We start from the raw sequence: 14,149 nt of genomic DNA, 5'->3' as shown, positions 1-14,149 counted from the left end.
TCATCGAAGCTGTATTTCTTCTAACGGTATAAAAGATATTTTTTCCTCATTTTTTTAAATAGTTCCAGCTCTTGTTGACTTTCCTCCAAATAGCTTTCCGCTTCCCCATCTAAAATATATTTTCTTAATCGTTTTGTTCCCGCCAGTAAATCAAAGAAATACTTCCCATTTTCATTTTGGATAAACTGAAATTGGTTGGGATATAAATTTGCGATTGTTTCAACTAAGGCTAGACCTGCCTTTAAGGAATGCAGCTTATTGCGGTTTTCAATATGAAGCTGCACGCCGCTGCAGGGTTCACCTTCATGTTTTTGATAGGTGGGAACAAAAGAAACAGGGCGGGCCAGGACCCCGGGTATTTTTTTATCGTTATACACTTTTGCCAGCTTCTGCCCGTCGATAAATGGAGCCCCAATCCATTCAAATGGCTTTGCGGTCCCTCTCCCCTCGGATACATTCGTCCCTTCGATAAGGCAAGTGCCAGGATATAAAACAGCTGTATCGATAGCAGGTGTATTCGGAGACGGTGGAACCCAAAATAAACTCGTATCATCAAAATACATACTGCGTTTCCAGCCTTCCATCGGTATGATAGAAAGATCACATGAATAAGCAAACTCATTTTTGAATAATAATGCCAATTCCCCTATCGTCATACCGTGACGATTCGGGATTGGAAGTAAACCCACAAAGGAACGTAATTCTTTTTCTACCAGATTTCCCTCCATTTCCAGCCCGGAAACAGGGTTGGGCCGGTCAAGGACAATCAGTTTTTTTCCGTATTCCATACAGGCTTCCATAACATAAGCCATTGTATAAATATACGTATAGTATCTGGAGCCGATATCCTGTAAATCGAATATGAGGGCATCCACATCTGCCAGCATTTCTTTACTCGGTTTTCTCATTTCACCATACAAGCTGTAAACAGGTAATCCTGTGGCGTTATCAATTGAAGATGTTACTTTCTGCCCTTCTTTCGCATCTCCGCGAATACCATGTTCAGGACCGTATAAGGCAACAAGGGTAATTCCCGGATGTTCAGCAAATAAATCGACAGCGGGCTGAAGCCTTCCATTCACACCTGTCATATTGGTAACGAGACCAATCCGCAGACCCTCCACCCGCTTATATCCTTTTTCTAAAAAAATATCCAGACCTGATCGTACCAATTCTTAAGCACCTCCATATCTATTTTACGCAAGGGTTTCTTCCATTTTTGAGAAGGTTAAATGAACACCCCACATGATGATATATGCGAATATACTTCCCCCGAAGAAAAATAATAACGCAGGGATTGTCATAAACGAAAGATACGTTAAAGCGATAATAATTCCAAGAAGAAACACCGTTAATAAAGGATGTCCAATTCCGATGAGTAATGCCCATTTAATATAGTCCAATGTGCGTAGTTGAAAATGTACAAAGATTGGGAAAAGATAGAGAGCAATCACAAATAATAACAAAAATAAGCCAACAACTGCAAAACTTGCCATCGTATATGCGATATGCTCCTGTGTCCGTAAAATTTGAAATTCCATTGTCATCAAATAGCCTGTTCCAGCCAAAATATATCCTAAAATATTTATTTTTAGAAATTCTTTTTTATAGGACCTCCAAAAAACATGAAATACAGGTATATCCTTCTCTCCATTAATCCACTTTCTTACCACTGCAAACATCGCTGCCGTAGCAGGAAATAAACCAAATAAACCAAGTCCGAGCAGCGAGAAAGCAATCCATAGTAAATTTAGATAAGCAAATTTGGTAACCCATACGGCAAATCGATAATATCCATCAATAAAACCACTCATCGTAACCTCTCCAATCCTTCTAAACTCCTTTCCCAACTGCCGGATTCTTTCCTATTCTTTAATCGAGCCTATTAAAACACCCTGAACAAAAAATCGTTGGACAAATGGATATATTAATAATAATGGCAGCGATGATACAATAATCACTGCATATTTGATAAGACCGGCTGTTTTCACCTGATCTACCAGTGATTCCGCTGATCCACCCGGGTCATTCAGCTGCATTTGATTCACCACCAGAATCTCTCTTAAAATTAACTGCAGCGGATACTTATCACGATCTGATAAATAAATCAATGCGTTAAAATACTGGTTCCATAAATTCACTGCATGAAACAACGCCATGACTGCAATAATTGGCAGAGACAGAGGTAATACCATCCGGATAAAAATATAGAAATCAGAGGCACCGTCAATTTTGGATGCTTCCACTAATTGATCTGGAATACTTTGCTGAAAAAAGGCTCTTGCTACAAGAATAGACCAAGCCCCTACAACGTTCGGAATAATAATCGCCCACATCGTATCAAGCATTCCCATTGACTTCACAACGAGGTAAGTTGGAATTAAACCTCCATTAAACAACATTGTAAATAACACAAACCAAAGGATAAGCTTCTTCGCCATTAATTCTTTACGTGATAAAGCATAGGCGCACGGTAACAACACAAATAAATGAATGGCCGTTCCTACAACGGTATAAATAATGGTATTTCTGTATCCAAGCCAGATGGCATCGTTGGCAAATACACGCTCATACCCTTTAAATGTAATATCGACCGGCCATAGCCACATTTTACCAGAGCTGACTGCCTGCGGATCACTGATAGAGGCACTTAGAACAAAAATTAATGGGTAGACAATTAATACTAAAATTATGAGAAGAAATATCGTATTTATCAGATCAAACCCTCTATCCGACAACGTAAACCTCTTCATCTTCCAAACCTCCTTACCATAGACTGTTATCGCTTACCTTTCTGGCTACAGAGTTAAATAAGACAAGCAGTGCAATGTTGATTGCTGAATCGAACAGTCCGATAGCTGCCGCAAAACTGTATTGCCCTTCCAAGAGACCCGTCTGATACACAAATGTCTGGATCACATCAGATGTTTTGGCATTTAAATTATTTTGCATAAGTAATACTTTTTCAAAGCCGACTGTCATAAAGCTGCCGATGTTTAAAATAAATAACACAACAATCGTCGGAAGAATACTTGGGATATTAATATGAAAAATGCGCTGCAGCCTTGATGCACCATCCACTTTTGCTGCTTCATGTAATTCGGGATTAACACCGGATAATGCTGCCAGGTAAATAATAGACCCCCATCCGAGAGTCTGCCAGACACCGGACCATGTAAAAACATGTCTGAACCAGCCTGGGCTTGTCAGAAAATTTACAGGATCTCCGCCAAAGAATAAAATAAGACGGTTCACTAAGCCGGTTGTAGGGTCTAAAAAGATAACAATCATTCCTACTACAACAACGACGGAAATAAAGTGCGGAGCATAGGTTAATGTTTGAGCCCATCTCTTAAATATACTATTTTTCACTTCATGCAGGGAGAGTGCCAAAATAATAGGCAATGGAAATAAGATTAATTGATACGCACTTAATATCAACGTATTTTTAAGCAGTCTCCAAAAATAGTATGAATTAAAAAAACGCTCGAAGTGATCAAACCCGACCCAGGGACTTCCCCAGATTCCAAGGTTGGCAAAAAAGTTTTTGAAGGCAATCTGCACGCCATACATTGGGATATAATGTAATAAGATAAAATACGCAACCGCCGGAAGTAAGAAAACATATATTTGCCAATTTCGGGCGAAGTTCTTTTTTACTTGATAAAATTTACTCTGGGCTGGCACAGAAACGTCATTTTTTACTCCCTTCATTCTTTAACCCCCTATTTATCGATGGCTGAACATAGATCCAGCCATCGATAAATTCAACTTCAGTTCAAATTGACAAGCTTTTAATTTTCTTTATAGCGTTCATAAGCGGCTTGCTGGATTTCCATGTATTCGTCATAGCCCATGTTCTTCACAGTCTCCACATATGCATCCCATTCAGAGAAATCATTCTCCCCTGTAATAAAACCAGCCTGCATTTCTTCTACATATTTCTGTAAATCTGTTTCCAGTACAGCAATACGGTCATTTTCTTCTGCTGTATACGTAAACGCCGGCCAAATTTCTTCAATTAAATACGGTTCTAATTGCTCTGCAGCTTCTACATCAGTTGGCGCATTCTCAGAGCCGGTAAAAAAGTCATCTGTGATAATAACCGGATGATTTCCGCCCGGATTAATAATATATTCCGCCAGTGCCTGCGTCAGCGTTAACCCCTCCGAGTTATCTGTAATTTCCTCTGTCAGCTTCGGACCTTCCTCTGTTTCCTCATAGGTCACACCTTCAATACCCATGAAAAACATTTTTTGCCCTTCCTCGCTCCAGAAATAATCAATCCATCTCAACGTAGCTTCCGGGTTTTCATTTTCACTTGTAATCAGGAAATTACCCAATGAAAGGACAGGAGAGGTAATTCCTGTGTACATTTTCGTACCATCCGGACCTTCCAGCGCATTCCCCGGAATAAACTGGCCGCCTACTTCTTTCCCGTACAATTCCATCGGATTATAGAACTGTACAGCTCCATAAAGATCATCTGCTGCATTTGCCAAGTGCTGATCAACCTCTAAGGAATAAATATTCTGCTCAATCAGCTCTTCCTCATAAAGCTTATTCAGATACGTCAACATTTCTTTATACTGATCATCAATAGGGTAGAAACGGATATCCCCTGAATCTGGATCACTGTCAATCAAAGTATGAAGCTGCCCGCGATTTTGAACGCCGAATGCTCCAGATATCCAGTGAATAATACGGGACATTTCCGCTACACTGCTTAATGGAATCTCATCATTTTTTCCATTGCCATTTAGGTCTGTTTCTTTTACCGCTTTTAAATATTCATAGAATTCATCTGTTGTCTCCGGGTTATCCATGTCCAGCTGCTCTAACCAGTCTCCATTCACCCATCCTTTAGCCCCAATTAGTAAGGATGAAAAATCTGGTGAGTAAACGGTCGGAATAGAATAAATATTTCCATCCGGAAATGTAATTCCTTTTCGGATATCCGGGTTTTCATCCAGAACCTTTTTAATATTTGGCGCGTATTCTTCAATCAAATCATTCAAAGGGATAAATGTGCCTTGACCACCGTACTTTTGAACATCGGAAACTGGCAGGTTGGCAGAGTAGAAAACATCCGGTAAATCCCCGCTTGCAAGAGCCAGATTTCGTTTTTCCTCTAGCCCATCTGCCGGTACCATATTCCATGTAATATCCATATTTGTCATTTCTTCATATTCATTTAAAAGTAAAACGTCATTCCAATCGTCCGCTGTTGTTGCTGCTTTACCGGCAAAGATTTCTAATTCAACTGTGTCATCCACAATTGGCATGCCTTCTGTATTTAAATTATTTAAAGCCTCTTCACTGCCGCCGACATCACTGTTATTTCCTTTATTACATGCGGCTAATGCGATGAATGGCACCGCCGCTAAGATAATAAATTTCTTCTTGATATTCACAGGAAATACCTCCAGGCTTTTTATTCTTTTTATGAATGTGTTAATTACTGACCTTCTTCATAACGTTCCAATGCTTTCTCCTGAATTTCCATATACTCATCAAGCCCCATTTCTTCCAATGTCTTCACATAGTTATCCCACTCATCAAATGATGTTTCTCCTGTAACAAATTGCGCTTCCATCTCTGCAACATACTTCTGAATATCCGCTCCTAAAGACTCTAATGTTGCCTGCTCCTCTTCTTCATAGAAGAAAAACGGCCAAGGTTCTTCGATCAAGTATGGAGCCATATTCTCGGCATTTTCGAGATCTTCAGGCTGAAACTCCGGTGCAGTCGAATATTCAGGGTTTTCAATAACCGGATGTCCTCCGCCCGGGTTAATGATATACTGTGCCAATGCTTCCTGAACGGTTAATCCATCAGGATTATTTGTAATTTCCTCTGTCAGCTCCGGCCCATCAGGTGTTTCTTCATAGGTTTCTCCTTCTAATCCCATAAAGAACATCTTCGCCCCTTCATCACTCCAGAAATAGTCAATCCAGCGAATCGTTGCTTCCGGATTTTCATTGACATTCGTAATGGAGAAGTGTCCCAGGCTGTTTACAGGTGAAATGACGGAAGTAAACAGTTTATCTCCATCCGGGCCTTCCAGCGCGTTCCCCGGAATATATCGGCCACCCACTTCTTCTCCAAAATAATCTTTCGGGTTGAAAAAGTTCATTGCAGCATACTTTCCTTCTGCACCATTGGCCAGAAAATGATCCACTTCAATAGAATAGATATTTTGTTCAATCAAACCTTCTGTGTAAAGCTTGTTCATGTATTCCAGCAATTGTTTGTATTCATCGGCTGTACGATAAAAGCGTAATTCTCCAGTTTCCGGATCTTCATCAATCGAACCATGTAAAATTCCTTTATTCGAAACGCCAAATGAACCAGTCAGCCAATGAAATAAACGATCCATAGAGACACTGCTGAACGGAATGACATCATTGCCATCAACGGATAATTCCTTTGCCGCTTTTAAATATTCATAAAATTCATCTGTTGTTTCCGGGTTATCCATCCCTAATTCATCTAAAATTTCTTTGTTAATCCAGGGTTTATCATCCATCAATGAGGTTGGAGAATCAGGGTCTCTCAACCTGGGAATCGCATAGATGTTTCCATCTGGAAAGGTAATACCTTTTTTAATTTCCGGATATTTCTCCAGGTACGCCTTAATATTCGGAGCAAACTCATCGATTAAATCATTCAGAGGAATAAAAATCCCCTGCTCACCGTACTTATATAAATCTGAATTTGGCATATAAGATCCATAGAAAAGGTCTGGTAAATCACCGCTTGCGAGAGCCAGATTTCTTTTTTCCTGTAACCCGTCAACAGGGACTTGATTCCAGTTCATGTTTATATTCGTCATGTTTTCATATTCATTTAAAACAGGAACATCATTCCAATCTTCCGCTGTGGAAGCTGCATGACCAGCAAATACATCCAATGTAATTTCATTCTCTACAATTGGCATACCCTCTTGATTCAAATTATCAAGTGCTTCCTCACTTCCACCCACATCCTCTTTTTCATTGTTACTGCAGGCAGCCAGCATAAATATAAAGGAAATGCATAATAGAAACAGGACTTTTTTCTGGAATTTCATTCTAAAATCCCCCTCAGATTTTCTTTATCTGTTTATTAGCCTCTGTTGTACATTTTTTCCTCCCTCCCTTTGCAGATGAAAGTAAATCAAACGTTGACCGGCAATGTTCCTTTTGCCTCTTCTTCACCAAAAATTGCACCTGCAGCAATTTGCAAGGCAGGGAAGCTGGGTTCATAGGTGTTGATAAATGCTTGCACATTACGAAGAAAATGAAAATCATATGGGTTCCGCATGCCAACCCCAATAACCTTCTTATTTTCCTTCAGTAACTGATTAACAAGCGTTATCACCGGACTATTCTCAGTCACAGTCAATGTTCCTAAAATGATATAATCATAGTTCTGCGCACAAGTGATAATTCCTTTTACAGCCTTTTTGATTTCATCCAAGTCATATATTTCTACTGCTGCACCAGGGACATGCTCTCTTACCGCAGCGCCAAGTGATTTTTGGTTTCCCTTGTTATCCTCCACCTGCATCATGGCTCCTTGTGCAGGTTCAAGTACAAGGATTTTTGGCTGTTTCTCTGTGTTTAACGGCAGCAGCTGATGATTATGCACCATCGTTACACTTTCCCGATAAACAGTTTGTGCCAGCTGTCGATGTTTTTGTGATCCGACAATTTGCAAGGCGTCTTTTGCTTCCGGAAAATGAAAATCTCTCCAGCTCGTATATTTTTCTTTCAACATCTGGATGCGTTGAATGGATTTTTCAATACAGGAAAGAGACAGCTTTCCATTTTCAACCGCACTTACGATTTCCTGTATAGCTCCTTCCTGAACAGCATACGTATGAGAAATCATGACAAAATCCGTACCTGCCTGCAGCGCCTGTACAGCTCCTTTTTCAGTTCCAATCGAATTCGATATCGCTTTCATTTCCATACAGTCTGTTGTAATTACTCCTGTAAATCCAAGCTTTTTACGTAAAAGATCAACATAAACCCGTTTGGATAAAGTCGCCGGTATATCTTCCTCCGGCTCAATCGCCGGGAAATACACATGAGCAGCCATCACAGAATCTGCACCTGCTTCGATACAAGCTTTAAATGGTACCAATTCGATATTTTCCAAACGCTCCATCTCATGCGAAATTACCGGCAAATCCAGATGGGAATCTACATTGGTATCCCCGTGACCAGGGAAATGCTTTAAAGATGTCATCACTCCGGCATCCTGCAGTCCTTTCATCATGGCTTCTCCAAATGCAGCAACTTTTTCAGCATTTTCACTAAAGGAGCGGACACCAATGACAGGATTATCGGGATTATTGTTCACATCTAAAACAGGTGCCAGATTCCAATTAATCCCGAGCGCTTTTAATTCTTTCCCTGTTGCCAGACCTATTTTATAGGCATATTGCGGATTATCTGTTGCCCCCAATGCCATCGATCCAGGAAAGGTAGTTAATCCTTTATGAATTCTGCTGACAACGCCGTTCTCCTGATCCAGACAAATTAGCAATGGTTTTTCATATCCGGCTTTTTTTGCTTCCTTTTGTAAATCGGAGGTTAATTGCAAAACTTCTTCCGGCTCCCCAATATTCCGGCTAAACAAAATAATAGAACCTACATGATAATCATGGATTAATTTTTTTATTTTTAGGTTCACTGTCGTCCCATCAAAACCTACAACGAACAGCTGACCAATTTTTCTTTCTAATTCCTTCTTGCTCATGGAGCAGCCTCCTTTTCTTTATTTCATTTTCTTTTTGAACATTCTCTTTAAGATAAATTCCCTGCTGTTACAATACGATGATATAAATTTCTGCCCAAGGAACCTTCCGACATAGGATACGGGCCTTCAAAATGCAGCCGTACCTCTTCCAGTTCTTCAATTTTGCTAATTTTTCCTTCAATATATTGATTTAGACGGTAAATCACAGTATCTATCCGCGCCAATACACCGCCATACCGTATTTCGATAACCTCCCAGCCAAAGGGCTTATTGAGTGAAAACCATAGTTTTCGATGGGCTTTTCTTAATGTATCGACACGATTTTTCACGTCCTCTAAATCAGGCAGCACATTCTTCTGGAGTTTACTTCGATCCTGATCATCGTACATCTCCTTCAAACGTCTTCCCAATTCTGCTTTCACACTTAAAACACGCGATAGTTGTTTATAGAAATCAAATAATAAATTCCAATTTGTATTTCTTTCCACTGCTTTCTCAAGCTTAGCTGTCAGCTCTGTATAATGTTTGTTCAACGGCAAATTTTTAATATTCGCATCGTATAAACCAATCAAAATATCTTGCCATAATAAAAGCTTGGAAGGATTGGAGGTCTGCGGATTATTCTTAGCTACCCCAGGTGTTTCATCCAATTGATTGAAAAGCATAAAGTCATTAAAATCGGCTCCTGTACAAAAATGAAAACGCCGGCGCAAGTGTTCTTCTGAGATAGATTTATGATAGGAATGTTCGGCAAATAACTGTAAAACAGGCAAAGCTGTCATCATTGGTGTTTCTGCACCATTATCTCCCCACATGGTGACAAAGACCTCTTTAAGCTTCTCTTTTTTACAAGCACGTAAAGCTGCTTCACTCGCTGCAAAGGCTTTTCCATAGTTAGGAGAGATTCCATTCCATGTCCACACGCCTCCTGCAAACACAGGATCAGCTTTTAATGCTTTATGCTTTTGAATAAAGCTGCGGTAAAATTCTTCATCGTCATGGTAATAATCCCAATAAACAAGCTGTGTTTCCGGAATAGACGCTATGACTGATTCCGGAATCTCAGCATCTAAGTCATAATAACCTCCATGCTTGGAGCCGAGGCGGAAATACATATCACTCCAAATCATCGGCTTTAGATTTTTCTTATTGGTAATGGCAACTACTTCTTGAAGATGTTTATTCATGATATCGAACCTTTTTTCATAACCATGTTTATCGAGATATTTTCCTAAGCCAAGCTGATGCGCTTCATCCATTCCGATATGAATCCGCTGCGATTGAAATGGACAACTTGCAGCTTCAATGAGATGCTCTAAAAAGGTGTACGTCGCTTCTGAGCCTGCCAATAAAATATCAGCGGTATCCCGTATATCAATTGCATAATTCCATTTCAAAGCTTCTGTTAAATGAGCCAATGTCTGAATGCAGGGAATCATTTCAATTCCTAATTCTGCAGCATACTGATCACATTCCTTCAGCTCTTCCTCTGTATATCTTCCACGCATATAACCGAAATAAGGATATGCTTTTACTTCATATGTATCCTCTGTATATACCATCAATGTATTGAGTCCCATTACTGCTATATTACGCAATAAACCCTTTATTCCGTCTACCTTCATTACTGCATTGCGGGAAGCATCCAGCATCACACCATTCATTGTAAACTTTGGTTTCTCTATAAGATCAAAATCTGTTTCTGAATAAAAATGCTCCAGCCATAATCCAAGCCCTCTGAAAAAATGAATTTTATCCTGAAATACAATTTCACCTTTTCCGTTATAATTTTTCACCAAAAGAGGACCTTCTCTTTGCGTCACATGGATCCGATGTCCTTCCTTCGCCAATTCAATATCCAGATCTTCCAACAGGTGATGCAGTCCTTTTTTCACCTGTGATAGCTCTCCTGTTAATTGAAGCTTCATATATTATCTGCCCTCCTTTTCTTTCATTTGGTGTTATCGTTCTTATACATTGAATTTCTCGTATGAGAATCCTAACATGCTTTTGGTTTGTATTAGGATATGCTTGTTAAAATTGAAATAGAATATCAGATTTACATCGAAAAAATTGTTATTGTGTTTTATAATCGGCTGTAAAAATGGAAAAGAAGCTGTCACAAAATGTGTAATATGCATTTTCTGACAGCTTCTTTCTTATATATTAGATTGCCTATTTTAATATTAGTTATTATATTTGTGACTTAAGTCTTTTTTAAAAGAATAACTTCCCGTATAAACGGAAACGGAAGTTATTGCAATTACTACATCGACTTTTTTCCTTTCCTGCCCGCTCATCTAATTAAATCGTACTTCCTTATTATCAATAGATACAATCGGATTTTTGATAACACAGTCAATATGTACATTTGCTTCTGTTTCTCCGCCAAAGGATTTATTACTGCCAAAAGCTATATGTACTGTGCCAAAAACCTTTTCATCTTCTAAAACATTTCCAATCAGCCGTGCCTTGTTATTTGTACCAATCCCAAATTCTGCAATTTTTCTTCCGGCTCCGCTCCCCAATAATTCAAGCAGCTCCTTCCCCTTATCTCCACTGGCAGCTGTTAATCTGCCATTTTCGATTTCTAAAGTTAGAGGCTCTTCTATAACGCCTATCCCGGCAATGGAGCCATCAATCATTATTGTACCGTTAGCCGAGTCTTCTATTGGTGCAATATAGGCTTCACCAGAAGGAAGATTTCCCGCCTCTCCTTTTTCTTTAAAAACACCCGTACTTTCAATTCCAGCTCTGTTTTTTATTGAAAAAGATAAGCAAGTATCTCCTTTTTTTATTTCAACTTGATTACCCTGATTGAGTAATTCACAATATTTTGCTGTCCGTTCAACAACCTCATGATAGTCTGCTGATATAGCGCCATTCTTTAGCATATCCAGGGTAACACCCGGCATAGTTGCAATTCTTGCCCCGGCATTAGAAGCTTTTTTTCTTGCATTTGTATGAGTGAGAGAATGTTTTGTAATACATAGTATCACTTCCGCTGCTTGCATTGCTTTACTTACAGTTTTAGGAGGCTCTTCCCCAGACTTCAATCTGGGAGCCATTTCCATAAGCATCGTTTCATTTTTCATCCTTAAGCCTGCCTGGAAGAATATATTTGCGATATCCCTTAGCTCTGTATCTGTAATAATCAATATTTGTTCATCTTGTTTCACAAATAAATTATTATTTAATACGTTCTCAGCCACATTTAAATAATCCAGCATCCATAAAACTCCCTCTCAAAGGTATAACTTTTTAATTACTGCTGTTTAACTGTAATTGATACTTATCGATTACTTCAGCAACCTCATTTCTGGTCTCTATTAATAGAGATAAATAATTCTTTATTTTTTCATCCTGCATCCGATAGATTGGCCCAGAAACAGTAATGGAGCCAATAATACCTTTACTGCCAAATAACGGAACAGCAATCGCAATAATATCTTCCGTGTATTCACTCTGGCTCTTCGCCCACCCTTGCTGACGAATGTTGTCCAGCTCTGTTCTTAATTCATCCGGATCAGTCATCGTATCGTTCGTATACTTTATTAATCTTTCAGGAGTTAAAATTCTTTCAATAGTTTCCTCATCTAAATACGCCAAAATAGATCGATAGGAAGCACCGACATATAAAGGTGCCCTGCTGCCTACAGAAACGGAAAATTTCACTTTGTTTTCCGGTTCCAATACATCAAGAGTGACTGCCTCTTCTTTATCTAATAAGGTAAGAAACACAGATTCCCCTGTTTGGCGGCTCAGCTCTTTTAAAATTGGCCGTATCAGCTGTTTTACACTAAGATCTTCATACATAATAGTTCCCAGCTCCCATACAGCAAATCCCAATGAATATTTCTTGGTCACTGGATCTTTAAAAAGAAAATTGTTGTTTTCCAAGGTCTCTAAAATACGGTAGATTTTTGTATGATTCATCTGCATCTCATTAGCAAGCTCTCTACCGCCCCATTTTGGCTTTTCCCTTGTAAACATTTTAAGCACCTCTAGTGCACTGTTTAATGTTTTTAACATAAGCATCCCCAACTTATCATCTAAACTAATAGTATTTAGACCTATCTTAACATATAAAATTGAATAAACAGAGTAATTACATATTTTCTCACTTTTTTATTACTCCGAATAAAGAAAATCGATTGCAGCTGCCGCATAGACCTTTGCGCAAGTGATTATTTGTTCGACCTGCACTCTCTCATTATAGCCGTGAATGGTTGGTAGAAACGCCGGACCATATTGAAGAACAGGAATATTATAATCCCTGAAATGCCTAGCATCACTGCTTGCCCACTGCATCACTCCATATGCCTCGTGGTCTGTTACAAAGGAAATATTATTTATAATCGCTTTACAAACAGGATCATCAGGGTCTGTAAAATTGGCGTTGCTTCTGAAACCAAAGGGACGAATTTTATAATCAATACCCAGTTCTCCCAGTTTTTCATGTAAAAAATCTGTTACTTCTTTCTCTGTAATACCAAATGGCAGCCGGCAATCTACTTCTACCTTACAATTTTCCGGAATCACGTTTGATTTTGTCCCACCTTCAATTGTACCTATATTTACTGTAATATGTTCAAGAACCGGCATAAAGGCTTCTCTGTCCTTTTCAACTTCCCTCATATATTTTTGTGATACATGAATTAATTGCTTCACTTCATCTGGTACTGTTATTTGAATATCCCATAATTTTTGGATTTCCCTTATGGCAACTACAGCATCTGTAATGGCATTTTTTCCAGCTAAAGGGGATAAGCTTCCATGACCCGGTTGGCCAAATACTTCCAGTTCAAACCAATAGGATCCTTTTTGTCCAACGGTTGGATTATACGGTGATGATGGCTCCGCAATCAAACAGCCGTCCCCATGAATGATTTTGTTTTTAAGTAACCACGGTACACCGAAATCCCCGCCAGTTTCTTCATCAGGAACAATAGTAAGGGAAAGCTTCCCGGGTAATTTAATTTGAAGGCGCTTTAATATAGTAAAAGCAAATATAATTCCGGAAAGACCTGCCTTCATATCACTTGCTCCTCTTCCTAACATCCAGCCATCTTTCACTTCTCCGGAAAACGGATCAAAATCCCATTTTTCGAGATTTCCTGCTGGAACAACATCCGTATGACCGCAATAGATTAAATGTTTTCCCTCTTCCGAACCAATGCTGGAAACGAGATTATACATTTTATCAGCGGATTCATAGAAATCTACCTCCGTATCAAATTTTTTCAGATAACTTTCTATGAACCTGCTTATTTCCGTTGAATCCCCAGGCGGATTTTCACTGGGTATTTTAATTAAAGAGCTGCACAGGTCAACTAACTCTTCTTTACATGCTTCTACTTCGTTAATAACCTTATCTTTTAGTTCCTGTTTATTAACCATA

The 14,149-nt window shown here is 39.1% G+C and carries 11 protein-coding genes; all 11 read right to left on the bottom strand.

What is annotated here, in order from left to right; translation table 11 throughout:
• Positions 1-20: 20 nt before the first annotated feature.
• Positions 21-1,172 carry an exo-beta-N-acetylmuramidase NamZ family protein gene (locus OSO01_RS19610; RefSeq protein WP_246145242.1) on the bottom strand — a complete coding sequence of 384 codons (1,152 nt, stop codon included), beginning with the start codon at positions 1,170-1,172 and terminating at the stop codon, positions 21-23.
• 24 nt (positions 1,173-1,196) lie between these two features.
• Positions 1,197-1,814: a YesL family protein gene (locus OSO01_RS19605; RefSeq protein WP_147212173.1), complete on the bottom strand. Its 618-nt coding sequence runs from the start codon at positions 1,812-1,814 to the stop codon at positions 1,197-1,199.
• A gap of 51 nt (positions 1,815-1,865) precedes the next feature.
• The gene (locus tag OSO01_RS19600) at positions 1,866-2,753 is read right to left on the bottom strand and encodes a carbohydrate ABC transporter permease (protein ID WP_147212172.1); all 888 of its coding nucleotides are present in this window, start codon (positions 2,751-2,753) and stop codon (positions 1,866-1,868) included.
• 13 nt (positions 2,754-2,766) lie between these two features.
• Positions 2,767-3,714 carry an ABC transporter permease gene (locus OSO01_RS19595; RefSeq protein ID WP_147212171.1) on the bottom strand — a complete coding sequence of 316 codons (948 nt, stop codon included), beginning with the start codon at positions 3,712-3,714 and terminating at the stop codon, positions 2,767-2,769.
• A gap of 80 nt (positions 3,715-3,794) precedes the next feature.
• Positions 3,795-5,414 (bottom strand): extracellular solute-binding protein, encoded by a 1,620-nt coding sequence (locus OSO01_RS19590; RefSeq protein WP_246145240.1) that lies wholly within the window; start codon positions 5,412-5,414, stop codon positions 3,795-3,797.
• A 44-nt stretch (positions 5,415-5,458) separates the two neighbouring features.
• Positions 5,459-7,072, bottom strand: a complete 1,614-nt coding sequence (locus OSO01_RS19585) for an extracellular solute-binding protein (protein ID WP_147212169.1) — start codon at positions 7,070-7,072, stop codon at positions 5,459-5,461.
• Between the two features lie 86 nt (positions 7,073-7,158).
• Entirely contained in the window at positions 7,159-8,748 is a 1,590-nt protein-coding gene (gene nagZ / locus OSO01_RS19580; protein ID WP_147212168.1) for a beta-N-acetylhexosaminidase, read from the bottom strand.
• 47 nt (positions 8,749-8,795) lie between these two features.
• Positions 8,796-10,676 (bottom strand): beta-N-acetylhexosaminidase, encoded by a 1,881-nt coding sequence (locus OSO01_RS19575; RefSeq protein ID WP_147212167.1) that lies wholly within the window; start codon positions 10,674-10,676, stop codon positions 8,796-8,798.
• 372 nt (positions 10,677-11,048) lie between these two features.
• A complete protein-coding gene (locus tag OSO01_RS19570; protein ID WP_147212166.1) occupies positions 11,049-11,978 on the bottom strand; it encodes an aminopeptidase in 930 nt (309 codons plus the stop codon).
• Between the two features lie 31 nt (positions 11,979-12,009).
• Positions 12,010-12,780, bottom strand: a complete 771-nt coding sequence (locus OSO01_RS19565) for an IclR family transcriptional regulator (RefSeq protein WP_147212165.1) — start codon at positions 12,778-12,780, stop codon at positions 12,010-12,012.
• Between the two features lie 99 nt (positions 12,781-12,879).
• On the bottom strand, positions 12,880-14,148 hold the full coding sequence (locus tag OSO01_RS19560; RefSeq protein WP_147212164.1) for a M20 family metallopeptidase: 1,269 nt from the start codon (positions 14,146-14,148) through the stop codon (positions 12,880-12,882).
• Position 14,149: the final 1 nt, after the last annotated feature.

The organism is Oceanobacillus sojae (assembly GCF_007991515.1).
Taxonomy (GTDB): domain Bacteria; phylum Bacillota; class Bacilli; order Bacillales; family Amphibacillaceae; genus Oceanobacillus; species Oceanobacillus sojae.
Note: the sequence above shows the minus strand (reverse complement) of the source record. Positions and strands in the feature narration are given on the sequence as shown.